General features: G+C 62.6%; 22 protein-coding genes. 9 read left to right on the top strand and 13 right to left on the bottom strand.

Going from position 1 to position 22,658, the window contains the following annotated elements; translation table 11 throughout:
• Position 1: 1 nt before the first annotated feature.
• The 5 genes from AB5975_11750 to AB5975_11730 form a co-directional block, all read right to left on the bottom strand.
• A complete protein-coding gene (locus tag AB5975_11750) occupies positions 2-1,234 on the bottom strand; it encodes an electron transfer flavoprotein subunit alpha/FixB family protein (protein XDR22417.1) in 1,233 nt (410 codons plus the stop codon).
• Entirely contained in the window at positions 1,234-3,186 is a 1,953-nt protein-coding gene (gene dgcB, locus AB5975_11745; protein ID XDR22416.1) for a dimethylglycine demethylation protein DgcB, read from the bottom strand. The genes AB5975_11750 and dgcB overlap by 1 nt, the downstream gene beginning before the upstream one ends.
• 208 nt (positions 3,187-3,394) lie before the next feature.
• Positions 3,395-5,455: a dimethylglycine demethylation protein DgcA gene (gene dgcA / locus AB5975_11740; protein ID XDR22415.1), complete on the bottom strand. Its 2,061-nt coding sequence runs from the start codon at positions 5,453-5,455 to the stop codon at positions 3,395-3,397.
• 15 nt (positions 5,456-5,470) lie between these two features.
• On the bottom strand, positions 5,471-6,001 hold the full coding sequence (locus tag AB5975_11735) for a DUF5943 domain-containing protein (GenBank protein XDR22414.1): 531 nt from the start codon (positions 5,999-6,001) through the stop codon (positions 5,471-5,473).
• 77 nt (positions 6,002-6,078) lie between these two features.
• Complete coding sequence (locus AB5975_11730) at positions 6,079-7,056, bottom strand: dipeptidase (protein XDR22413.1); 978 nt, start codon at positions 7,054-7,056, stop codon at positions 6,079-6,081.
• A gap of 284 nt (positions 7,057-7,340) precedes the next feature.
• Between AB5975_11730 and AB5975_11725 the strand changes: the two genes are divergently transcribed.
• On the top strand, positions 7,341-7,742 hold the full coding sequence (locus AB5975_11725) for a lysozyme inhibitor LprI family protein (protein ID XDR22412.1): 402 nt from the start codon (positions 7,341-7,343) through the stop codon (positions 7,740-7,742).
• A gap of 81 nt (positions 7,743-7,823) precedes the next feature.
• On the opposite strand, the gene AB5975_11720 is transcribed toward AB5975_11725, so the two are convergent.
• A complete protein-coding gene (locus AB5975_11720; GenBank protein XDR22411.1) occupies positions 7,824-8,768 on the bottom strand; it encodes a GlxA family transcriptional regulator in 945 nt (314 codons plus the stop codon).
• A gap of 146 nt (positions 8,769-8,914) precedes the next feature.
• Here AB5975_11720 and choX point away from each other — a divergent pair, with 146 nt between their 5' ends.
• From choX to AB5975_11695, 5 genes are all read left to right on the top strand, one after another.
• Positions 8,915-9,859, top strand: coding sequence for a choline ABC transporter substrate-binding protein (gene choX / locus AB5975_11715; GenBank protein XDR22410.1), 945 nt, complete (start codon positions 8,915-8,917; stop codon positions 9,857-9,859).
• 125 nt (positions 9,860-9,984) lie between these two features.
• On the top strand, positions 9,985-10,869 hold the full coding sequence (locus AB5975_11710) for a 3-keto-5-aminohexanoate cleavage protein (GenBank protein XDR22409.1): 885 nt from the start codon (positions 9,985-9,987) through the stop codon (positions 10,867-10,869).
• Positions 10,870-10,887: 18 nt separating this feature from the next.
• Complete coding sequence (locus AB5975_11705) at positions 10,888-11,853, top strand: L-carnitine dehydrogenase (GenBank protein XDR22408.1); 966 nt, start codon at positions 10,888-10,890, stop codon at positions 11,851-11,853.
• Between the two features lie 10 nt (positions 11,854-11,863).
• Positions 11,864-12,340 carry a thioesterase family protein gene (locus tag AB5975_11700; protein ID XDR22407.1) on the top strand — a complete coding sequence of 159 codons (477 nt, stop codon included), beginning with the start codon at positions 11,864-11,866 and terminating at the stop codon, positions 12,338-12,340.
• Between the two features lie 265 nt (positions 12,341-12,605).
• Positions 12,606-12,863, top strand: coding sequence for a hypothetical protein (locus AB5975_11695; GenBank protein ID XDR22406.1), 258 nt, complete (start codon positions 12,606-12,608; stop codon positions 12,861-12,863).
• Positions 12,864-12,921: 58 nt separating this feature from the next.
• On the opposite strand, the gene AB5975_11690 is transcribed toward AB5975_11695, so the two are convergent.
• Positions 12,922-14,028: a GlxA family transcriptional regulator gene (locus AB5975_11690; GenBank protein XDR22405.1), complete on the bottom strand. Its 1,107-nt coding sequence runs from the start codon at positions 14,026-14,028 to the stop codon at positions 12,922-12,924.
• Positions 14,029-14,477: 449 nt separating this feature from the next.
• Positions 14,478-15,854 (bottom strand): L-serine ammonia-lyase, encoded by a 1,377-nt coding sequence (locus AB5975_11685; protein ID XDR22404.1) that lies wholly within the window; start codon positions 15,852-15,854, stop codon positions 14,478-14,480.
• A 442-nt stretch (positions 15,855-16,296) separates the two neighbouring features.
• On the opposite strand from AB5975_11685, the gene AB5975_11680 reads away from it, so the two are divergent.
• The 3 genes from AB5975_11680 to choV all read left to right on the top strand — a co-directional run bounded on the left by AB5975_11680 (position 16,297) and on the right by choV (position 19,349).
• Complete coding sequence (locus tag AB5975_11680; GenBank protein XDR22403.1) at positions 16,297-17,244, top strand: choline ABC transporter substrate-binding protein; 948 nt, start codon at positions 16,297-16,299, stop codon at positions 17,242-17,244.
• Between the two features lie 81 nt (positions 17,245-17,325).
• Entirely contained in the window at positions 17,326-18,174 is an 849-nt protein-coding gene (choW, locus tag AB5975_11675; protein XDR22962.1) for a choline ABC transporter permease subunit, read from the top strand.
• The gene (gene choV / locus AB5975_11670; GenBank protein XDR22402.1) at positions 18,171-19,349 is read left to right on the top strand and encodes a choline ABC transporter ATP-binding protein; all 1,179 of its coding nucleotides are present in this window, start codon (positions 18,171-18,173) and stop codon (positions 19,347-19,349) included. Before choW ends, choV begins: the two co-directional genes overlap by 4 nt.
• 119 nt (positions 19,350-19,468) lie before the next feature.
• On the opposite strand, the gene hisF is transcribed toward choV, so the two are convergent.
• The 5 genes from hisF to hisB are packed head-to-tail and all read right to left on the bottom strand — an operon-like array spanning position 19,469 to position 22,507.
• Complete coding sequence (gene hisF, locus AB5975_11665; protein XDR22401.1) at positions 19,469-20,239, bottom strand: imidazole glycerol phosphate synthase subunit HisF; 771 nt, start codon at positions 20,237-20,239, stop codon at positions 19,469-19,471.
• Between the two features lie 10 nt (positions 20,240-20,249).
• Positions 20,250-20,987 carry a 1-(5-phosphoribosyl)-5-[(5-phosphoribosylamino)methylideneamino]imidazole-4-carboxamide isomerase gene (gene hisA / locus AB5975_11660; protein ID XDR22400.1) on the bottom strand — a complete coding sequence of 246 codons (738 nt, stop codon included), beginning with the start codon at positions 20,985-20,987 and terminating at the stop codon, positions 20,250-20,252.
• Between the two features lie 27 nt (positions 20,988-21,014).
• Positions 21,015-21,275, bottom strand: coding sequence for a DUF2164 domain-containing protein (locus AB5975_11655; protein XDR22399.1), 261 nt, complete (start codon positions 21,273-21,275; stop codon positions 21,015-21,017).
• Positions 21,275-21,913, bottom strand: coding sequence for an imidazole glycerol phosphate synthase subunit HisH (hisH, locus tag AB5975_11650; protein ID XDR22398.1), 639 nt, complete (start codon positions 21,911-21,913; stop codon positions 21,275-21,277). The genes AB5975_11655 and hisH overlap by 1 nt, the downstream gene beginning before the upstream one ends.
• Positions 21,914-22,507, bottom strand: a complete 594-nt coding sequence (gene hisB / locus AB5975_11645; GenBank protein ID XDR22397.1) for an imidazoleglycerol-phosphate dehydratase HisB — start codon at positions 22,505-22,507, stop codon at positions 21,914-21,916.
• Positions 22,508-22,658: the final 151 nt, after the last annotated feature.

Here is a 22,658-nt window from a genome sequence, read left to right as displayed (position 1 = left end):
CTTATGCCGCGTCGCGCTGGCCGCCGCTGCGGAAGTTGTCCACAGCCTCGATCAGTGCCTTGAGAATCGCCGAACTGTCGCCAATTACCGACAGGTCGGCCCGTTTGATCATGTCGCAGCCCGGGTCCATGTTGATCGCCACCACCTTGTCGCAGGCACCGATACCCTGCAGGTGCTGGATCGCGCCCGAGATACCCACAGCCACGTACACGCGCGCGGTGACCCAGGTACCGGTAGCACCCACCTGGCGGTTGCGCGGCATGAACCCGTCGTCCACCGCCACCCGCGAAGCGCCTTCGGTAGCCCCGAGGGCAGCGGTGGCCTGGTGGTACAGGTCCCAGTCCTTGACCCCGTTACCACCCGAGACAATGAACTCGGCCTCGGCCATGGCAATGGTGGCCGGGTCCACGGCCACCGAGCCGAGGTCTTCGATACGCGACAGGCTGCGCGCCACGCTTGTGGACAACTCCACCGGCAAGGCTTCGTGGCGGGTTTCGCTGACGGGCTCGGCGCACTCGGCCGACGCCAGGATCAGGCGCGGCACAGCGCGTTGCAGGTCTTGCTGGCCGGCACCGGCGCGGCCAATGCATTGACCATCCTTGACCTGCCACACCCGCGTCGCCGGGCGCTCACCCAGCGCGGCGCCCAGGCGCCGACCCAGTTCGCCGCCACCGGTGCGGCTGTCGGGCAACAGCCAGTGGCGCGGGGTGAACTGGTTATCCACAGCCCGCAGGCCTTGTACCAGTTGCTCTGGTGCATAACCTTCGAAAGCCTCGCCCTCGATGACCAGCAGGCGGTCGACCCCGGCTGTGGAAAAGTTGCTTTCCTTGTGCTCGTTGAAAACCACCGCCAGCACCGCACCGTCGCTGCCGGCCAGGCTGTGGGCCAGGCCAAGCAGGTCGCGGTCGTGGCTGCTCAGGCGGCCACCGACCATGTCCGGTACCACGGCGATGTAGAACGCCGGTGCCGGTACCTGATGCAGTGGCAGCGTGACCTCGGCGGCCGCCGTGCGACGCCCGCCCACACCGGTGCCCTGCTGGGCGCCGCTGCGGTCGATACGCTTGATGCCGGCAGGGCCAATGAAGCCTGCGGCGATCGCATGGGGGTTCTTGCGGAGGATGCCGTTGGGCCCCATCCAGCGAGTTTGCTGTGTCTGCATTGCCGCATGCAGCGGGTGCAGGCGGTTACGGGCGATCCACTCGGCGCGTGGGTCGCGGCGGATAATGTCGCTCATCAGTGCACCTCCGCAGGTTCACGTTTAGCCGTTTGCGGCTTTGGGCCAGTGGGCGCGTCCTCTTCGATCAGCACGTCGGCCACCAGCTCGGCCAGGTCCTTGATCTGCGGGCGCGGCTCGACCACACCTTCGAGCATGGCGGTGCACTGCGGGCAACCCACGGCCACCAACTCGGCCTCGGTCTCGCGGATGTCGTCCATGCGCATGTCCGGGATACGCTGCTTGCCAGGGATGTCGGTGATCGGCGCACCGCCACCACCACCGCAGCAACGGGAGCGGAAGCCCGAGCGCTGCATCTCGCGCACTTCGATACCCAACGCCTTGAGCACTTCGCGCGGGGCTTCGTACTCGCCGTTGTAGCGGCCCAGGTAGCACGGGTCGTGGTAGGTGACGCTGCCGCCCTTGTGCTGGCCGAGGTTGAGCTTCTTGGCCGCGATCAGTTCGGCGATGTAGGTGCTGTGGTGCTGCACCTGGTAGTCGCCGCCCAGGGCGCCGTATTCGTTCTTCAGCACATGGAAACTGTGTGGGTCGCAGGTGACGATGCGCTGGAACTTGTACTTGCCCAGGGTCTGGATGTTGCGCTTGGCCAGTTGCTGGAAGGTCGCTTCGTCGCCCAGGCGGCGCGCCACGTCACCGCTGTCGCGCTCTTCCAGGCCAAGCACGGCGAAGTCCACGCCCGAAGCCTTGAGCACTTTGACGAACGAGCGCAGGGTGCGCTGGTTGCGCATGTCGAAGGCACCATCGCCCACCCAGAACAGGACTTCGGTGGATTGCACCTCCGACAGCAGTTGCAGGTTCAGGTCAGCGGCCCAGTTCATGCGCCCGCCAGGGGCGAAGCCGCCAGGGTTGTCGGTGGCGATCAGGTTGTCCAGCACCTCGGCACCCTTGTTCGGGGTGGCGCCCTTTTCCAGGGTGAGGTGGCGGCGCATGTCGACGATGGCATCGACGTGCTCGATCATCATCGGGCATTCCTCGACGCAGGCACGGCAGGTGGTGCACGACCACAGCGTTTCGGCGTCGACCAGGCCATTGACGATCGGCTGGTGCGGATTGCCGCCGTGTTCACCAATCGGCTTGCCAGGGTACGGGCTGCCGGCGAACTGGGCGTCAGTACCCCCGGCCAGGCCGATGACCATGTCCTGGATGAGTTTTTTCGGGTTCAGCGGCTGGCCAGCGGCAAAGGCCGGGCACATGGCCTCACATTTACCGCACTGCACGCAGGCATCGAAGCCCAGCAGCTGGTTCCAGGTGAAGTCCACCGGCTTTTCAACGCCCAGCGGAGCATTCGGGTCTTCCAGGTCCAGTGGCTTGAGGCCGGTAGAACGGCCGCCGCCAAAACGCTCGGCACGGCGGTGCCAGGCCAGGTGCAGGGCACCGGCGAAGGCGTGCTTCATCGGGCCGCCCCAGGTCATGCCGAAGAACAGCTCCGACACGCCCCACAGTACGCCCAGGCCAAGCACGACGACCATCACCCAGCCGCCGGTATTGGCCGGCAGGATGCCAGCGACCGGCAGTGTGGCGATGAAGAAGCTCGCGGCAAACGCCAGCAGGCTTTTCGGCAGGCGCATCCACGGGCCCTTGGACAGGCGCGAAGGCGGGTTGAGGCGGCGTTTGAAGACAAAGATGGCACCGCTGAACATGATTACCGTGGCCACCAGCAATGCGTAGCCGAGGATTTTGCTCTGCAGGCCGAAGCCGTGCACCAGGATCGCCAAGGCCGCCGACAGCACGAAGCCGCCCGCCGTGGCCACGTGGGTCTTGGACATGTACTTGTCGCGCTCGACCACGTGGTGCAGGTCCACCAGGTAACGGCGCGGCATGGCCAGCAGGCCGCCTATCAGGTCGACCTTGGCGGCTCGGCCACGCCGCCACATGCGCACCCGGCGCAGGGCGCCGAGCACTGCCAGGCCAAGGGCAGCGAACAGCAGGATGGGTAGAAGGGTGTTCAACATGGGAGGCTCCCACAACAGCTAGATTCTTGCGCCACCCCGAAGGCCAGCGCGGACCCCATGTAGGAGCGGCCTTGTGTCGCGAAAGGGCTGCGTAGCGGCCCCAAAATCTATGCTGCTATGGCGATCTTGGGGCCGCTACGCGACCCTTTCGCGACACAAGGCCGCTCCTACACAGGGGGCCAGTCCCGCCTCTAGAAAGGCGGTGCGATCAGAAGTCCTTGCACAGGCGCAAGGCGTCGTAGATCGCTGCATGCACGTTGCGCTGGGCCACGCAGTCGCCAATGCGATACAGCAGGTAACCTTCGCCCGGCTGGCTGAGGATCGGCTGTGGCTTGATGGCAAACAGCGCCTCCACATCGATCTGGCCCTTGTTGCGTGAGCCATCCTTCAGCGCGTAGTACAGCTCCTCATCAGGCCGCACGCCGTTCTCCACCACCACCTGATCGACCACGCGTTCTTCCTTGGCGCCGGTGTATTCGTTCTCCAGCACCGCCACCAGCTTGTCGCCTTCGCGGTAGACCTTTTCCAGCATCATGTCGCCGGTCATGATCACTTCTTTGGGGTACATGCTGCGGTAGTAGGTCGGGAAAGTGGTGCCGCCCATGGCCACGCCCGGCTTGATGTCGTCGGTGACGATCTCGACCTGGCTGCCCTTGTCGGCGATGAAATCGGCCACCGACATGCCGGTGAACTCGCAGATGGTGTCGTACACCAGCACGTTCTTGCCCGGTGCAACCTTGCCGTCGAGCACATCCCAGCTGCTGACCACCAAGCCTTCGGCAGCGCCCCAGTGCTCGTTCTGCTCCAGGAACGAATGCCCGCCTACCGCCAGTACGATGACGTCCGGGCGCAGGTCCTGGATGGTGGCCACATCAGCGGCGGTACCCAGGCGCAGGTCCACTTTCAGGCGCGCCAGCTCCAGCTGGTACCAGCGGGTGATACCGGCAATCTGGTCACGCTGCGGGGCCTTGGCGGCGATGGTGATCTGCCCGCCAATCTGGTCTTTTTTCTCGAACAGGGTCACGTCGTGGCCGCGCTCGGCAGCCACCCGGGCCGCTTCCATGCCGGCAGGGCCGGCGCCAACCACCACCACCTTGCGTTTGACGCCGGTGGTTTTCTCGATGATGTGCGGCACGCCCATGTATTCACGGGAGGTCGCGGCGTTCTGGATGCACAGCACATCTAGGCCCTGGTACTGGCGGTCGATGCAGTAGTTGGCACCGACGCACTGTTTGATCTGGTCGATCTGGCCCATCTTGATCTTGGCGATCAGGTGCGGGTCGGCCATGTGCGCACGGGTCATGCCGACCATGTCCACATAGCCGCCTTCGAGGATGCGCGTGGCCTGGTTCGGGTCCTTGATGTTCTGCGCATGCAGCACCGGGACCTTGACCACTTCCTTGATACCGGCCGCCAGGTGCAGGAACGGCTCCGGCGGGTAGCTCATGTTGGGGATGACGTTGGCCAGGGTGTTGTGGGTGTCGCAACCCGAGCCAACCACACCGATGAAGTCGAGCATGCCGGTGCTGTCGTAGTACGCGGCGATCTGCTTCATGTCCTCGTGGCTGAGGCCGTCAGGGTGGAACTCGTCGCCACAAATACGCATGCCCACGCAGAAGTCGTCACCGACCTCGGCGCGCACGGCTTTCAGGACTTCCAGGCCGAACTTCATGCGGCCTTCGAAGGTGCCGCCCCATTCGTCGGTACGTTTGTTGACCCGCGGGCTCCAGAACTGGTCGATCATGTGCTGGTGCACCGCCGACAGTTCCACACCGTCCAGGCCGCCCTCTTTGGCACGACGCGCAGCCTGCGCGTAGTTGCCGATCACCCGCCAGATCTCTTCCACTTCGATGGTTTTGCAGGTGGCGCGGTGCACGGGTTCACGGATACCCGACGGCGACATCAGGGTCGGCCAGTTGAAGCCGTCCCAGCGCGAGCGACGGCCCATGTGGGTAATCTGGATCATGATCTTGGCGCCATGCTTGTGCATGGCGTCGGCCAGGTTCTGGAAGTGCGGGATGATGCGGTCGGTCGACAGGTTGACCGACGCCCACCATTCCTGCGGGCTGTCGATGGCGACGACGGACGAACCGCCGCAGATCGCCAGGCCGATGCCGCCCTTGGCCTTTTCTTCGTAGTACTTCACGTAGCGGTCGGTCGTCATGCCGCCGTCAGTGGCGTAGACCTCGGCGTGCGCGGTGCTGAGCACACGGTTGCGGATGGTCAGCTTGCCGATCTGAATCGGCTGGAACATTGCTTCGAATGCCATGACGCTATCTCCGGCTTACAACGGCTTTGTTACGAACAGGCCATCTTCGTGGCCTTCTTCCGACCCGCCGTAGACCTGTTCGGCCACGGTGCGGATCTTGCTGCCGCGGGCAGCGAGAATCTGGTCCATCGCGCCGGCGAACCAGCCGGTGAACATGTAGTCGACCTTGCGGCCACACTTGCCATACACGTACACGAACGCCGAATGCTTGAGCTTGACGCTGCAGGTGCCTTTATCCAGGTCGATGTCCTGGATTTCGAACAGGCCCCAGCCACGCTGGCTCAAGCGCTTCATGTAGTGCTCGAACACCGCTACGCCTTCCAGGCCATGGCATTCGGCCTCTTTTTCGCACCAGTGCCAGGCGGACTTGTAGCCAGCCTTGTAGAGGATCTCGGCGTAGGCGTCAGCGCCCAGCACTTCCTCGATGCCGATGTGGTTGTTGACGAAGAAATGGCGCGGCACATACAGCATCGGCAAGGCGTCGCTGGTCCAGACACCGGTTTCGCTGTCGACTTCGATTGGCAATTGCGGGGCGATCTTGGCCATGGAAACTCAACTCCATAAAAATTTTTATTTGGGTGCCCCGGCGTTGCTGGCAGGGGCTATCAGGCTTGGAGAGCGGCTTACTCGCCCCAGACGTCCTTGAGGACGTTGACCCAGTTCTCGCCCATGATCTTGCGCACCACGCGCTCGGAGTGGCCGCGCTTGAGCAAGGTTTCGGTGAGGTTGGGGAATTCGCCGACGGTACGGATGCCCAGCGGGTTGATGATCTTGCCGAAGTTGGTCAGGCGTCGGGCGTAGCCCTTGTCGTGGGTCAGGTACTCGAAGAAGTCCTGGCCGTGGCCCTGGGTGAAGTCGGTACCGATACCGATGGCGTCTTCACCGACGATGTTCATGGTGTACTCGATGGCTTCGGCGTAGTCGTCGATGGTCGAATCGATGCCTTTGGCCAGGAACGGCGCGAACATGGTCACGCCAACGAAGCCGCCGTGGTCGGCAATGAACTTCAGCTCTTCGTCCGACTTGTTGCGCGGATGCTCTTTCAGGCCCGAGGGCAGGCAGTGCGAGTAGCACACCGGCTTTTTCGATTCGAGGATGACTTCTTCGGACGTCTTGGAGCCGACGTGGGACAGGTCGCACATGATGCCTACGCGGTTCATTTCCGCGACGATCTCACGACCGAAGCCCGACAGGCCGCCGTCACGCTCGTAGCACCCAGTGCCTACCAGGTTCTGGGTGTTGTAGCACATCTGCACGATGCCCACGCCCAGTTGCTTGAACACGTCCACATAGGCGATCTGGTCTTCGAACGCGTGGGCGTTCTGGAAGCCGAAGAGGATGCCGGTCTTGCCCAGTTCCTTGGCCTTGCGGATGTCGGCGGTGGTGCGCACCGGCATGACCAGGTCACTGTTGTCGCGGATCAGCTTCTGGCTGGCGGCGATGTTGTCGACGGTAGCCTTGAAGCCTTCCCAGACCGACACCGTGCAGTTGGCCGCGGTCAGCCCGCCTTTGCGCATGTCCTCGAACAGCTCGCGGTTCCATTTGGCAATGATCAGGCCGTCGATGACGATGCTGTCGGCATGAAGTTCGGCTGGGCTCATCAGGCTGTCCCCTTTTATTGAATGGTTGGCGCCAAACCTTGTGCCGGCGCTTTGGGGCCAGCATATGCCTGTGCCCAAAGGCGCCCCGATGCAAAAACGACAGGGGGTTTGCCGAAAGCGTCAACGCGCGACAACACGCCCTCTGGCGCGGCGCCTGGCGATGAGAGACAGTCTCGATAACGACCTTTCTGGCTGCTTTATGAACATTTCGTCAGAGAGCTACCGCCTTGCCCTCGGCTGAGCGAGAATCCCTGCGATTCGTCAGCCTGTTGAGGAGAAAACGGATGAAATCATTGGCATGGCTGGTACTGCTGGCTGTCGTATCGGGCGCCCAGGCCGGCGAGGAAGAAAGCACCCCGTGCGACAACGTCGAAACCGACCAGCAGACCTACGCGTGCGCGGCGTTCAACAAGCAGACTGCCGAGCGCGAACTGAAAGCGGCGTATGACGACCTGATCCAGCGCATCCGCGATCAATATGCCGAAGAAGGCGACCAGGCCACCGCGCTGATCGGGCGCATGGACGCGGCCGAAAAACTGTGGACACAGTTGCGCGATGCGGATTGCAAGGTCGAGACCTATGCCGAAAAGCCAGGGAGCAAGGCGTTCCAGGCGGCTTGGGATACCTGCGTGGCGCAGCGCAGTGATGACCGGTCGGAATACCTGCAGAGCATTGGTCAGCAATAGGGGCTGCCGATGACGTGGGAGCGGCCCTGGGTCGCGAAAGGGCCGCAAAGCGGCCCCAGGTTTTGGGGCTGCCCAAGACCCTCATAGCGCCCGAGCCAAGCGATCCTCCCGCGGGCAACGCTGATACCGCGCCCGGTAGCAGCGGGTAAAGTACGAAGCGGACTCGAACCCGCAGGCTACCCCCACCTCCAGCACGCTCATGTCGGTCTGGCGCAACAGCTGCCGCGCCTTGTCCAACCGCAGGCGCAAATAAAACCCACTGGGTGTGTCGTCCAGGTGCACACGAAACAGCCGCTCCAGCTGGCGCCGGGTCACCTGCACCGCTTCAGCCAGCACCTGGGTATTGAGCGGCTGCTCGGTGTTGCGCTCCATTTCGCCAATCACCTTCACCAGTTTCTTGTTGCTGATGCCATAGCGGCTGGCAATCTGCATGCGCTGATGGTCCTGTCGCTGGCGGATACGCCCGAGCACGAACTGCTCCGACACCTGCACCGCCAGCTCGCTGCCATGGGCCTGTGCAATCAGGTCGAGCATCAGGTCGATCGATGCCGTGCCGCCAGCACAGGTGATGCGCCGTCGGTCGATCTCGAACAGCTCTTGGGTTGCCTGCAGGCTCGGGTAGTTTTCCTTGAACGCCTCCAGCGCCTCCCAATGCACGGTAGCCCGGTGGCCATCGAGCAAGCCAGCTTCCGCCAGCACCACAGCGCCGGTATCGATGCCGCCCAGAATCACCCCGTCATGGTCCAGGCGGCGCAGCGCCTGCTGCAGTGGCGGCCCATAGCAGGCCAACGGGTCGAAGCCAGCCACGATCAGCAAGATGCCGCCCGGCTCGCCGGCCGCCAACGCCGCATCGGCGTTCACCGACATGCCATTGCTGGCCTGCACAGCGCCACCGTCCAGGCTCAGCACCTGCCAGCGATAGGACGGGCCTTTGAAGCGGTTGGCCACCCGTAGTGGCTCAAGGGCACTGATGAAGCCGATTGCCGAGAAGCCTGGCAACAACAGGAAATGAATGATTTGCGGCATTGCATGCTCCACGGCAAAGGTGGTCGCCTCCGTGCAACTGTTGGTCGCCAGGGTGCGATTTTTCACCCTGCCAGCAGCGTAGCGTGTTCACACGGCCCAGAGAGGTCGGAACCCATAACAATATGCACTGCCGATGGAGAGCCACCATGCACAGCTTGATCCGCCGCAGCCTGTTGACCCTTGCCCTGAGCAGCATCGCCACTTCCCCGCTTTTCGCCGCAGAGCCTGCGGCCTGCAAAAACGTCCGCTTGGGCGTGGTCAACTGGACCGACGTCATCGCCACCAGCGCCATGGCCCAGGTGCTGCTCGATGGCCTGGGCTACCAGACCAAACAGACCAGCGCCTCGCAGCAGATCATCTTCGCCGGCATACGCGACAAACGCCTGGACATGTTCCTGGGTTACTGGAACCCGATCATGACCCAAACCATTACCCCGTTCGTCGATGCTAACCAGGTCAAAGTACTGGACAAGCCAAGCCTGGAGGACGCCCGCGCCACCCTGGCCGTACCGAAATACCTCTACGACAAGGGTTTGAAGACCTTCGCCGACATCCACAAGTTCGAGAAAGAGCTGGGTGGCAAGATCTATGGCATCGAACCCGGCTCCGGTGCCAACACCCAGATCAAGGCGATGATCACCAAGAACCAGTTCGACCTGGGCAAGTTCCAGCTGGTCGAGTCCAGCGAGGCCGGCATGCTGGCCGCCGTCGATCGCGCCGTGCGGCGCAAGGAAGCCGTGGTGTTCTTCGGTTGGGCGCCGCACCCGATGAACGTGAACATCGACATGGCCTACCTGGGTGACAGCCAGGATGCGCTCGGCCCTGACGAAGGCCGCGCGACGGTGTGGACGGTGACTGCGCCGGATTACGCCGAACGCTGCCCCAATGCCCACCGCCTGCTGGCCAACCTGAACTTCAGCGCCGAGGACGAGAGCCGCATGATGCAGCCGCTGCTCGACCACAAGGATGCGCTGGAATCGGCCCGCCAATGGCTCAAGGACCACCCCGACGACAAGGCCCGCTGGCTTGAGGGTGTGACCACCTTCGATGGCAAGCCGGCTGCGGACAATCTGAAGCTTACCGCTAACTGATCCGGCGCTTTCGCAGCACAAGGCTGCTCCTACAGGTACAGCGCCAAGTTCAGGGTCACTGCTGACCCTGTGGGAGCGGGCTTGCCCGCGAAAAGGCCAGCACAGACACCACAAGGAACCGCACCATGAACCACGACGTCATCATCACCTGCGCCCTCACTGGCGCTGGCGACACCGCCTCGAAAAGCCACCTGGTCCCGGTCACCCCCAAGCAGATCGCCGAATCCGCCGTCGAAGCCGCCAAAGCCGGTGCCACCGTGGTCCACTGCCACGTCCGCGACCCGCAAACCGGCCGCTTCAGCCGCGACGTGGCGCTGTACCGCGAAGTCATGGAACGCATCCGCGAAGCCGATGTGGACATCATCGTCAACCTCACTGCCGGCATGGGCGGCGACCTGGAAATCGGCCCCGGTGAAACGCCCCTGGAGTTCGGCCCAGGCACCGACCTGATCGGCCCTCTGGAGCGCCTGGCCCACGTCGAGGCGCTGCTGCCGGAAATCTGCACCCTCGACTGCGGCACGCTCAATTTCGGTGACGGCAACTCGATCTACGTTTCAACCCCCGCACAACTGCGCGCCGGGGCCAAGCGCATCACCGAACTGGGGGTGAAGGCCGAGCTGGAAATCTTCGACACCGGCCACCTGTGGTTCGCCAAGCAGATGATGAAGGAAGGCCTGCTCGAAGACCCGCTGTTCCAGCTGTGCCTGGGCATCCCGTGGGGCGCGCCGGCCGACACCACCACCATGAAAGCCATGGTCGACAACCTGCCAGCCAACGTCACCTGGGCTGGCTTCGGCATCGGCCGCATGCAGATGCCCATGGCAGCGCAAGCGGTGCTGTTGGGCGGCAACGTGCGGGTCGGCCTGGAAGACAACCTGTACCTGGACCGTGGTGTACTGGCCAGCAACGGCCAACTGGTGGAACGCGCAGCCGAGATCATCACCCGCATGGGTGGCCGTGTACTCAGCCCGGCAGAAGGCCGGGAAAAAATGAACCTCAAGCGCCGCTGATCTTTTCAGGAGACCGATATGCCCTTCATCACCGAGATCAAGACTTTCGCCGCCCTGGGTAGCGGCGTGATCGGCAGCGGCTGGGTCGCCCGCGCCCTCGCCCATGGCCTGGACGTGGTCGCCTGGGACCCGGCCCCCGGCGCCGAACAAGCCCTGCGCAAACGTATCGCCAATGCCTGGCCGGCGCTTGAAAAGCAAGGCCTGGCACCTGGCGCATCACAAGACCGCCTGAGGTTCGTGGCCACCATCGACGAATGCGTGCGCAACGCCGACTTCATCCAGGAAAGCGCACCAGAGCGACTGGACCTCAAGCTCGACCTGCACGCGAAGATAAGCGCGGCGGCCAAGCCTGACGCAATTATCGGCTCAAGCACTTCGGGCCTGTTGCCCAGCGAGTTCTACGAGTCGTCCACTCACCCTGAGCGCTGCGTGGTCGGTCACCCGTTCAACCCAGTCTACTTGCTACCTCTGGTAGAAATCGTCGGCGGCAACCGCACCTCGCCAGAAGCCATCGAAGCGGCAAAAACCATCTACACCACCCTCGGCATGCGCCCCCTGCATGTGCGCAAGGAAGTGCCAGGCTTCATCGCCGACCGCCTGCTCGAAGCGCTGTGGCGCGAGGCGCTGCACCTGGTCAACGACGGTGTGGCGACTACCGGCGAGATCGACGATGCGATCCGCTTTGGCGCCGGCTTGCGCTGGTCGTTCATGGGTACCTTCCTCACCTACACTCTGGCCGGTGGCGATGCCGGTATGCGCCACTTCATGTCGCAGTTCGGCCCAGCGCTGAAACTGCCTTGGACCTACTTGCCAGCACCGGAGCTGACCGACCAGTTGATCGACGATGTGGTAGACGGCACTTCTGAACAACTGGGTGAACGCAGCATCGCCGCACTTGAGCGCTACCGTGATGACACGCTGCTGGCGGTGCTGGAAGCGGTGAAAACCAGCAAGGCCAAACACGGCATGGCTTTCGGCGACTGAGGACCACGCAATGCCTGCACTGATCACTTACCGCACCCCAGTCCAGGAGGACTGGGTCGACTACAACGGGCATCTGCGCGATGCCTTCTACCTGCTGATCTTCAGCTACGCCACCGATGCGCTGATGGAGCGCATCGGCCTGGATGCCGACAGCCGTGGGCAGAGTGGCAATTCGTTGTTCACCCTGGAAGCGCACATCAACTACCTGCATGAAGTAAAGCTAGGCACCGAGGTGTGGGTGCAGACGCAGATCATCGGTTGCGATCGCAAGCGCCTGCATGTCTACCACAGCCTGCACCGGGCCGGGTTCGACCAGGTGCTGGCGGCCAGTGAGCAGATGCTGCTGCATGTGGACCTGGCGGGGCCAAAGGCGGCGCCGTTCAGTGAGCAGAGTGCCGGGTTGCTGCAAGGGTTGCTGGAACAGCAGCAGGATCTGCCGCCGGCCGAGTTCGTGGGCCGGGTGATATCCCTGCCTGCAGCACGGTAAGAAAAAAATAGCCCCGGAAAGCCGTGAGCATCCGGGGCAAAGCGCGAGCAACATCCACTGTGCATGAGTGAGGGTGACCAAACCCTCGGTTGCTGTAGATGGCTTGAGTGTGCGCAGTTCCCGCCAGGTGGATTTAGCCGTAAACGACCTGTTCTTAGCCAAAGCAGCCATGCCGGCATTCTGTTGTTGCGGGCATGTCGTGGTCGTCACAGAATCGGTCGTAAATCACAGCAGCACTCTCTTAGCGATAAAAGGGACAACAGCCATGATGCATGCGGATTTGATTGATCAGGACGACCTGGCAGGCCACCTGCGCGCACGCGGGTTCGAGATACCCGCCGGGGCCAGTGCCGAACAAGCCTGCGAAGCGGTGGTGCGTGGGCTGACCGAGCCCAATGCACGGGCGCTGAAGGGGATGGTGGAGCAGATGTATACCGGTAGTGCGACGATTCTGCCGGCGGTGCGCCAAGCCATCGACAAACAGCTGTTGCCGGCGTTGGCGCAGTTCAACAAGCGCGCTTGATCGGGTTTTCCTGCACTGGCCTCTTCGCGGGTTTACCCGCGAAGAGGCCAGTGCTGTTTCATAGCCTTACACTGGCAAACGTCGATTCGTTGCGCGCCTGGCTCAGGGCCGCCATCGGCCCGCTGTGCGGCGACAGGGTCATGGCCTGCGGGATCGGCATCATCGCCACCTGCTGGGCGGTGTTGGAGCCCACGCGCTCGTCACGCGGCGGAATACCGAAGTACTCGCGGTAGCACTTGGAGAAGTGCGGGGTCGACACAAAGCCACACACCGATGCCACTTCGATGATCGACATCGGCGTCTGCTTCAGCAACTGGCGCGCACGGATCAGCCGCAGCTTCAGGTAGTAGCGCGACGGCGAGCAGTGCAGGTACTTCTGGAACAGCCGCTCGAGCTGGCGTCGCGACACCGACACGTACACCGCCAGTTCGTCCAGGTCGATCGGTTCTTCGAGGTTGGCCTCCATCAGCGCGACGATTTCCTGCAGCTTCGGCTGGTTGGTGCCGAGCATGTGCTTGAGCGGCACGCGCTGGTGGTCCTGCTCGTTGCGGATGCGCTCGTAGACGAACATCTCGGAAATGGCCGCCGACAATTCGCGGCCATGATCGCGGCTGATCAGGTGCAGCATCATGTCCAGCGGCGCGGTGCCACCGGAGCTGGTGAAGCGGTTACGGTCAAGGGTGAACAGGCGGGTGCTCATGTTCACCCGCGGGAAGGCCTCCTGCATCGCGGCCAGGCATTCCCAGTGCACGCTGCAGTCGAAGCCATCGAGCAGGCCGGCGCAGGCCAGCGCCCAGCTGCCGGTGCACACCGCGCCCAGCCTGCGCGACTGACGGGCCTGGGCTTGCAGCCAGGTAACGTGTTCACGGGTGACCGACCGCTGAATGCCAACCCCGCCGCAGACGATCACGGTGTCGATGGGCGGTGCATTGCTGATGGCGGCATCCGGGGTGATCTGCAAGCCATCGCTGGCCCATACCTGGCCACCGTCGACCGTCAGGGTGTGCCAGCGATACAACTCGCGCCCAGACAGCTGGTTGGCCATGCGCAGCGGCTCGACGGCCGATGCCAGGGAAATCAGGGTGAAGTTGTCCAATAGAAGAAACCCGATGGACTGGGGTGCTGTGCGGTTCTGGGTTGGGTTCCCGGAGGTGTACGACGTCATCGCGATTTCTCCTCACACAAATGCAGGGTGTGCCTCAGGCGGGCACTGATTTCTTGTTATTACCCCGATTCATGTGCCGGGGCTTGGTGGCCAATATCAACGCAAACGCCGTGCCTGAAATTGAACGGCTATCCAAAAAAACCTGAAAACGACGCCTTTATTCGGCAAATCAGGTGCTTTGATCGAGTTGGCCTGGTGTTCGCAAACGGGCGTGCTAGGCGCCATGCGTGTAACGGCTGAGCAATTTGGTGACACGCGCAGTGTAGGTTGCCCAGAAACGACACTCTTGAGTGTCACCGACAACACGAGTACTGATAACGACACCCGACGATCGGTAGGCGTCGTGCGCACCATAAAGAGGCATTGGTGATTGTGCTGCACCTGCATCAACCTCAAGGGCCTCTTCGCGGGTAAAACCGCGAAGAGGCCCTTGAGGGGGGATCAAACCATTAGCATTCGATAGCACTGACAGCCAGGCCACCGCGCGAGGTTTCTTTGTACTTGTCGTGCATGTCGGCCCCGGTATCGCGCATAGTGCGGATTACCTGGTCGAGAGAAATGAAGTGCTCACCGTCCCCGCGCAAGGCCATCTGCACCGCGTTGATGGCCTTTACCGCAGCAATCGCGTTGCGCTCGATGCACGGCACCTGCACCAGCCCACCGACCGGGTCGCAGGTCAGGCCGAGGTTGTGCTCCAGGGCAATTTCAGCAGCGTTTTCCACTTGTGGCGGGGTAGCCCCGAGCACTTCGGCAAGGCCCGCTGCAGCCATGGCACAGGCCGAGCCGACTTCACCCTGGCACCCCACTTCGGCACCGGAGATCGAAGCGTTCTTCTTGCACAAGATGCCCACCGCAGCAGCACCGAGGAAGAAGTCGACCACGCTCGACTCGTCCACTTCATCGCTAAAACGCATGTAGTAGTGCAATACCGCCGGAATGATCCCGGCCGCGCCATTGGTAGGCGCGGTGACCATGCGCCCGCCGGCGGCGTTTTCTTCGTTGACCGCCAGGGCGAACAAGTTGACCCACTCCATGGCGCTCATGGTCGAGCCGATCACGTTGGGCTTGCCGATTTCCTGCAGGCTGCGGTGCAGCTTGGCGGCGCGGCGGCGCACATTCAGCCCGCCAGGTAGCGTGCCTTCGTACTTGAGGCCGTTGTTGACGCATTCCTGCATGGCCTCCCAGAGCTTGTGCAGGCCTGCGCGAATCTCTTGCTCGCTGCGCCAGACCTTCTCGTTGGCCATCATCAATTGCGACACGCTGAGGTCGTTTTGCTTGCACAGGCGCAGCAGTTCAGCGGCGCTGTTGAAGTCGTACGGCAGCACGGTCTGGTCGGCATCCAGCACGCCGCTGGCGGCCTGGGCAGCATCGACCACGAAACCGCCGCCCACCGAGTAGTAGGTGTCGCGGTGCAGCTCACCCTGCTCGCCTTCGGCAATCAGAGTCATGGCATTGGGGTGGTATGGCAAGTTCTCGTCCAGCAGCAGCATGTCGCGGGCCCAGACGAATTCGATGGGTAGCCGGCCGTCCAGCTGCAGGGTGTCGGTTTCGCGCAGGTCGGCGATGCGCGGCACGATCTGGGTCGGGTCAATGGCGTCAGGCCATTCGCCCATCAGGCCCATGATGGTGGCGTTGTCGGTGCCGTGACCGATACCGGTGGCCGACAGCGAGCCGTAAAGACGCACCTCGATCCGTTTCACACGCTCCAGCTCGCCGCGTTCGCGCAGGCCCTGAACGAACAGGGCGCCAGCACGCATGGGGCCGACGGTGTGGGAGCTGGAGGGCCCGACACCGATCTTGAACAGGTCGAACACGCTGATGGCCATTGTCGAATCACCTCTTGCTGGGCTTGTCTCTGCGCGCCATGCGCAGGGCGGGGCAGCTGCTAGGCTGAAACAGCGGGCCGCCTTGAATGCCAGCATCATCGGGCTTTTACCGCCCCCCTCGCCGTCTGCAACCGACGTACTTTTGTCCAGCAGCGCCGCGCTGTTCGTTGCCTTCTCCACGCCGTTTTCCAGCGGCCTGGTGACGCAAAAATGCGGCCGAAGGGGTGGAAAAATCCATAAGCGACATCGCCCGTACTGGATACGACCCGTTCCGTACTGGATACGACCCTACCAGTAGGCGATTGCCCGGCGCTGGAGGATTATCGAAAGCGACTCGTAAAGCACGGCCACGCATCCTGCCCTCTGCAGGCCTGGTCGACCGGACCTTCAGAAAGCCCGGCGACCCACGCGAACCCGAAGACAAAATCACAGGAGTCCATCCATGAAAGGTTCACCCTCGCTGTTGCTGGTTGCGTTGCTGTCCACGCCATTGCTGGCCCAGGCCGCCGAACCCGAGCAGTGTCAGACGGTACGTTTCTCCGATGTCGGCTGGACCGACATCACAGTCACGACCGCGACCACCAGCGTTGTGCTCGAAGCCCTGGGTTACAAAACCCACACCACCATGATCTCGGTACCGGTGACCTACAAGTCGCTGGCCACCGGCAAGGACCTGGACGTGTTTCTCGGCAACTGGATGCCGACCATGGAAAACGACATCAAGCAGTACCGCGACGCCGGCACGGTGGAAACCGTGCGCGCCAACCTGGAAAACGCCAAGTACACCTTGGCCGTGCCCCAGGCGCTGTATGACAAGGGCCTGAAGGATTTCAGCGACATTCCCAAGTTCAAGAAAGAACTCGACAGCAAGATCTACGGCATCGAACCCGGCAACGATGGCAACCGCACCATCCAGAGCATGATCGACAAGAACGCCTTCGGCCTGAAGGACGCCGGTTTCAAGATCGTGCAATCGAGCGAGGCCGGCATGCTGTCGCAGGTCGACCGCGCGCAGAAGCGTGGCGAAGCGCTGGTGTTCCTGGGCTGGGAACCGCACCCGATGAACACCCGCTTCAAGATGCAGTACCTGACCGGCGGGGACGAATTCTTCGGCCCCGACTTCGGCAAGGCCACCGTGCTGACCAACACCCGCAAGGGCTACGCGCAGGAGTGCAGCAACGTTGGCCAGCTGTTGAAGAACCTGTCGTTCGAGCTCAAGGATGAAAGCACCATGATGGGCTATGTCCTGGACGACAAGATGAAACCCGAAGCCGCCGCCAAGAAATGGATCAAGGACAACCCAGGCAAGCTGGATGCCTGGCTGGCCGGCGTGACCACCGTGGATGGCAAACCTGGCCTGGAGGCGGCCAAGGCCAAGCTCACGCAATAACGAACCACGCAATAGCGCTACCTCGGGGCAGGACCGTGCCTGCCCCGGGTTGATTTCAATCTATGCAGGTGGAAGCTCGCTATCATGCTTATCGATCAGAAAATACCCCTGGGCCAGTACATCGCGTCGTTCGTCGAGTGGCTGACCCAGAACGGCGCGAATTACTTCGACGCCATCGCGCAAGGCCTGGAGTTCATGATCCATGGCGTCACCAGCGCCCTGACCTGGTTCAACCCGTTCGTTCTCATTGCCCTGTTCGCCGCCCTGGCGCACTTGATCCAGCGCAAATGGGCGCTGACCGTGTTCGTTGCCCTGTCGTTCCTGTTGATCCTCAACCTGGGCTACTGGCAGGAAACCATGGAAACCCTGGCCCAGGTCACCTTCGCCACGGTGGTGTGCGTGGTAATCGGCGTGCCGCTGGGCATCCTCGCCGCGCACAAACCGATGTTCTACACCGCCATGCGGCCGGTGCTCGACCTGATGCAAACGGTGCCCACCTTCGTCTACCTGATCCCAACCCTGACCCTGTTCGGCCTGGGCGTGGTGCCGGGGCTGATCTCCACCGTGGTATTCGCCATTGCCGCGCCTATTCGCCTGACTTACCTGGGCATCTGCGACGTGCCGCAAGAGCTGATGGACGCCGGCAAGGCCTTTGGCTGCTCGCGTCGCCAACTGCTTACCCGTATCGAACTGCCGCATGCGATGCCCAGCATCGCCGCCGGCGTCACCCAGTGCATCATGCTGTCGCTGTCGATGGTGGTGATTGCCGCCCTGGTCGGCGCTGACGGCCTGGGCAAACCTGTGGTCAACGCACTGAACACCGCCGATATCTCCCTGGGCTTCGAAGCGGGCCTGGCGATCGTGCTGCTGGCGATCATGCTCGACCGTATCTGCAAGCAACCGGAACTGCCGGTAAGGGGTGAGGCATGAGCATCATTCGTTTCGAAGACGTCGACGTCATTTTCTCCAACAAGCCACGCGAAGCGCTGTCGCTGCTGGACCAAGGCAAGACCCGCGAGCAGATCCTCAAGCAGACCGGCCTGGTGGTTGGCGTCGAGAAGGCCAACCTGGATATCAACAAGGGCGAGATCTGCGTGCTGATGGGCCTGTCCGGCTCGGGCAAGTCGAGCCTGCTGCGCTGCATCAACGGCCTCAACACCGTCAGCCGTGGCAAGCTGTTCGTCGAGCACGAAGGCAAGCACATCGACATTGCCCACTGCTCCCCGGCCGAGCTGAAGATGATGCGCACCAAGCGCATTGCCATGGTGTTCCAGAAGTTCGCCCTGATGCCCTGGCTGACGGTGCGCGAGAACATCAGCTTTGGTTTGGAAATGCAGGGCCGCCCGGAAAAGGAACGGCGCAAGCTGGTCGACGAGAAGCTTGAGCTGGTGGGCCTGACCCAATGGCGCAACAAGAAGCCGGACGAGCTGTCAGGCGGCATGCAGCAGCGCGTGGGCCTGGCCCGTGCACTGGCCATGGATGCCGACATCCTGTTGATGGACGAACCGTTCTCGGCCCTCGACCCGCTGATCCGCCAGGGCCTGCAGGACGAACTGCTGGGCCTGCAGGCCAAGCTGAGCAAGACCATCGTGTTCGTCAGCCATGACCTGGACGAGGCACTGAAGCTGGGTACCCGTATTGCGATCATGAAGGACGGGCGGATCATCCAGTACAGCAAGCCGGAAGAAATCGTGCTCAACCCGGCCGACGAATACGTGCGCACCTTCGTCGCCCACACCAACCCGCTGAACGTGCTGTGCGGCCGCAGCCTGATGCGCAGCCTGGACAACTGCAAGCGGGTCAATGGTTCGGTGTGCCTGGACCCCGGTATCGATTCGTGGCTGGACCTGGGCGAAGGCGGCGCGCTCAAGCGTGCTCGCCAGGGCCAGAACGGGCTGGACATGCAGAACTGGGCACCGGGGCAGGATGTGGAGCTGCTGGAGCGCAGACCGACCGTGGTGCACGCCGACATCGGCATGCGCGAGGCGCTGCAGATTCGTTATCAGACTGGCAACAAGCTGGTGCTGCAGGATAACGACAGGGTGGTGGGGATTCTTGGGGATACCGAGCTTTATCACGCGTTGCTCGGCAAGAATCACGGGTGATGCAATTGGGGCCGCGTTGCGGCCCATCGCGACACAAGGCCGCTCCTACAGAGATACGCATTACCCTGTAGGAGCGGCCTTGTGTCGCGATAGGAGGGCAAAGCCCTCCCAGCGATCTGTCAGCGAACGACGATCCCGCGCGAAGCCATGTAGGCCTTGGCTTCCGGTACCGTGTACTCGCCAAAGTGGAAGATACTGGCCGCCAGCACCGCGCTGGCATGCCCTTCCAGAATACCGTCAGCCAGGTGCTGCAGGTTGCCCACACCACCCGAGGCAATCACCGGAATACCCAGCGCATCACTGATGGCACGGGTAACGCCCAGGTCGAAGCCGTTCTTCATGCCGTCCTGGTCCATGCTGGTGAGCAGAATCTCGCCTGCACCCAGGCCTTCCATCTTCTTCGCCCACTCCACTGCATCCAGGCCAGTCGGCTTGCGCCCACCGTGGGTGAAAATCTCCCAGCGCGGCTTTTCACCCGGCCCGGACACTTTCTTGGCATCGATGGCGACAACGATGCACTGCGAACCGAAACGGTCCGCAGCCTCGCCCACGAACTCCGGGTTGAACACCGCAGCCGTGTTGATCGAAACCTTGTCGGCACCGGCGTTGAGCAGGTTACGGATGTCCTGCACGGTACGCACGCCACCGCCCACGGTCAGCGGGATGAACACCTGGCTGGCCATGCGCTCGACGGTATGCAGGGTAGTGTCGCGGCCATCGACGCTGGCGGTGATGTCGAGGAAAGTGATTTCGTCGGCACCCTGCTCGTTGTACCGACGGGCGATTTCCACCGGGTCGCCGGCATCACGGATGTTCTCGAACTTGACGCCCTTGACCACCCGGCCGTTGTCCACGTCCAGGCAAGGGATGATGCGCTTGGCCAGTGCCATGGTTCAGTCCTCAGCCTTGGTAGTTGTCGCAGAAGGCCTGGGCCTCGGCGACATCGAGCGTGCCTTCGTAGATGGCACGGCCTGTGATGGCGCCGACAATGCCTGGCGCCTTGGCGTCGAGCAGGGCCTTGATGTCGCCCAGGTTGTGAATGCCGCCAGACGCGATCACCGGAATGCGGGTGGCTTCGGCCAGCGCCTTGGTGAACGGCACGTTGCAGCCCTGCATCATGCCGTCCTTGGCGATGTCGGTGTAGACGATCGCCGAGACGCCATCGGCCTCGAAACGCTTGGCCAGGTCGATGACCTGCACCGAGCTGACTTCGGCCCAGCCGTCGGTGGCGACGAAGCCGTCCTTGGCATCCAGGCCAACGATGACCTTGCCTGGGAAGGCCTTGCACGCTTCGGCGACGAACTCGGGCTGCTTGACCGCTTTGGTGCCGATGATCACGTAGCTGACGCCAGCCTTGACGTAGTGCTCGATGGTTTCCAGCGAACGGATACCGCCGCCGATCTGGATCGGCAGAGTCGGGTAACGTTTGGCGATGGCGGTAACCACTTCACCGTTGACCGGTTGGCCTTCGAAAGCGCCGTTGAGGTCGACCAGGTGCAGGCGGCGGCAGCCACCCTCGACCCACTTGGCGGCCATGCTCACCGGGTCGTCGGAAAATACCGTGGAGTCTTCCATGCGGCCCTGGCGCAGGCGCACGCAGGCACCGTCCTTCAGATCGATAGCGGGGATAATCAGCATCTTGGGAACCTGTCTATTTGTTGGGTTTCAGGGCTTCTCGAGTGCCCACAGGTCGCTTTCGATGCTCTCGAACCGCTCCTTGAGGTGCAGCTGAACATCGGCAATCGCCCTGTTGTAGTAATGGGGTGCAATTTCCTTGGTGAACAGCTCGAGGACTTCGGCCACCTCGAACGACCCCAGCTGCAGCTCGAAGCGGTCTTCAAGGAAGCGCTTGAGCGTGTCGAGCGCATCGCGCTCCTGCTCGGGGGCCAGGGTCATGATCGGGGCCTTGGTCTTCGACCTGCTCATTACCAGCGCCCGTCCCAGGCGACGAAGTTCTGCAGCAACTGCAGGCCATGGGTATGGCTCTTCTCCGGGTGGAACTGCACGGCAAAGCGCGAGCCATCAGCCAGCGCGGCGGCGAAATCGACGCCATAGTGGCCGCGACCGACCACCTGGCCCGGCTTGCCGGCATTGATGTAGTAGCTGTGCACGAAGTAGAAACGTGCGCGGTCGGGGATGTCGTGCCACAGCGGGTGGTCGATGGTCTGGGCAACTTCGTTCCAGCCCATGTGCGGCACCTTCAGGTGCTCGCCGTCTTCTTGCAGGTCTTTGCCGAAGAAACGCACCTGGCCGGGAAACAGACCGATGCAATCGACACCGGTGTTTTCTTCGCTGTGTTCGAGCAGCGCCTGCATACCGACGCAGATACCGAGGAACGGGCGGTCCTGGCTGACTTCACGTACCAGGCTGTCGAAGCCCAGGCGGCGGATTTCGGCCATGCAGTCGCGAATCGCACCCACACCTGGGAACACCACGCGGTCGGCCTCGCGGATCACTGCGGCATCGCTGGTGACCAACACCTTACCGGCACCTACGTGCTCAAGCGCCTTGGCCACCGAGTGCAGGTTGCCCATGCCATAGTCGATTACGGCTACCGTCTGCATTTACAGGCACCCTTTGGTGGAAGGCATCTGCCCGGCCATGCGCTCGTCGAGGGTAATGGCCATGCGCAGAGCGCGGCCGAAAGCCTTGAACACGGTTTCGATCTGGTGGTGGGTGTTGTGGCCACGCAGGTTGTCGATGTGCAGGGTGACCAGGGCATGGTTGACGAAACCCTGGAAAAACTCCTGGAACAGGTCGACATCGAAGCCACCAACGCTGGCGCGGGTGTACGGCACGTGCATCTGCAGGCCTGGGCGGCCAGAAAAGTCGATGACCACGCGCGACAGCGCTTCGTCCAGCGGCACGTAGGCATGGCCGTAGCGGAAGATGCCTTTCTTGTCACCGATGGCCTGGGCGAATGCCATGCCCAGGGTAATGCCAACGTCTTCGACGGTATGGTGATCGTCGATATGCGTGTCACCCTTGCACTCGATATCCAGATCGATCAGCCCATGGCGGGCGATCTGGTCCAGCATGTGTTCAAGGAAAGGCACACCGATATCGAATCGGGCCTTGCCACTGCCATCGAGGTTGATCGAGCACTTGACCTGGGTTTCCAGGGTATTGCGCTCGACGGAAGCCTTACGTTCGACCATCACCAGCTCCGCAAAATCATTGGGCGAAAAGGGCTCCATTATAGGCCCAGAACGCGCCAGCTTGAAACGCGGATGACATATGGCAAAGCGAGGAATTACGCGGGCTAGATGCCGCTACAGGTCTATACAACCAGGTAATTGGGGCTGCCTT

Source organism: Pseudomonas putida (assembly GCA_041071465.1).
Lineage (GTDB): Bacteria > Pseudomonadota > Gammaproteobacteria > Pseudomonadales > Pseudomonadaceae > Aquipseudomonas > Aquipseudomonas putida_P.
Note: the sequence above shows the minus strand (reverse complement) of the source record. Positions and strands in the feature narration are given on the sequence as shown.

What these genes read in the sequence shown, in the direction of transcription:
- AB5975_11685 (XDR22404.1), bottom strand. Translation starts at nt 15,854, where the DNA reads ATGGCCATCAGCGTGTTCGACCTGTTCAAGATCGGTGTCGGGCCCTCC.
- AB5975_11720 (XDR22411.1), bottom strand. Translation starts at nt 8,768, where the DNA reads ATGCCGCAAATCATTCATTTCCTGTTGTTGCCAGGCTTCTCGGCAATC.
- AB5975_11750 (XDR22417.1), bottom strand. Translation starts at nt 1,234, where the DNA reads ATGAGCGACATTATCCGCCGCGACCCACGCGCCGAGTGGATCGCCCGT.
- AB5975_11655 (XDR22399.1), bottom strand. Translation starts at nt 21,275, where the DNA reads ATGAGCAGGTCGAAGACCAAGGCCCCGATCATGACCCTGGCCCCCGAG.
- AB5975_11710 (XDR22409.1), top strand. Translation starts at nt 9,985, where the DNA reads ATGAACCACGACGTCATCATCACCTGCGCCCTCACTGGCGCTGGCGAC.
- AB5975_11680 (XDR22403.1), top strand. Translation starts at nt 16,297, where the DNA reads ATGAAAGGTTCACCCTCGCTGTTGCTGGTTGCGTTGCTGTCCACGCCA.
- hisH (XDR22398.1), bottom strand. Translation starts at nt 21,913, where the DNA reads ATGCAGACGGTAGCCGTAATCGACTATGGCATGGGCAACCTGCACTCG.
- AB5975_11730 (XDR22413.1), bottom strand. Translation starts at nt 7,056, where the DNA reads ATGAGCCCAGCCGAACTTCATGCCGACAGCATCGTCATCGACGGCCTG.
- hisF (XDR22401.1), bottom strand. Translation starts at nt 20,239, where the DNA reads ATGGCACTGGCCAAGCGCATCATCCCTTGCCTGGACGTGGACAACGGC.
- AB5975_11695 (XDR22406.1), top strand. Translation starts at nt 12,606, where the DNA reads ATGATGCATGCGGATTTGATTGATCAGGACGACCTGGCAGGCCACCTG.
- dgcB (XDR22416.1), bottom strand. Translation starts at nt 3,186, where the DNA reads ATGTTGAACACCCTTCTACCCATCCTGCTGTTCGCTGCCCTTGGCCTG.
- AB5975_11705 (XDR22408.1), top strand. Translation starts at nt 10,888, where the DNA reads ATGCCCTTCATCACCGAGATCAAGACTTTCGCCGCCCTGGGTAGCGGC.
- choV (XDR22402.1), top strand. Translation starts at nt 18,171, where the DNA reads ATGAGCATCATTCGTTTCGAAGACGTCGACGTCATTTTCTCCAACAAG.
- choX (XDR22410.1), top strand. Translation starts at nt 8,915, where the DNA reads ATGCACAGCTTGATCCGCCGCAGCCTGTTGACCCTTGCCCTGAGCAGC.
- AB5975_11725 (XDR22412.1), top strand. Translation starts at nt 7,341, where the DNA reads ATGAAATCATTGGCATGGCTGGTACTGCTGGCTGTCGTATCGGGCGCC.
- dgcA (XDR22415.1), bottom strand. Translation starts at nt 5,455, where the DNA reads ATGGCATTCGAAGCAATGTTCCAGCCGATTCAGATCGGCAAGCTGACC.
- hisB (XDR22397.1), bottom strand. Translation starts at nt 22,507, where the DNA reads ATGGTCGAACGTAAGGCTTCCGTCGAGCGCAATACCCTGGAAACCCAG.
- hisA (XDR22400.1), bottom strand. Translation starts at nt 20,987, where the DNA reads ATGCTGATTATCCCCGCTATCGATCTGAAGGACGGTGCCTGCGTGCGC.
- AB5975_11690 (XDR22405.1), bottom strand. Translation starts at nt 14,028, where the DNA reads ATGACGTCGTACACCTCCGGGAACCCAACCCAGAACCGCACAGCACCC.
- AB5975_11735 (XDR22414.1), bottom strand. Translation starts at nt 6,001, where the DNA reads ATGGCCAAGATCGCCCCGCAATTGCCAATCGAAGTCGACAGCGAAACC.
- AB5975_11700 (XDR22407.1), top strand. Translation starts at nt 11,864, where the DNA reads ATGCCTGCACTGATCACTTACCGCACCCCAGTCCAGGAGGACTGGGTC.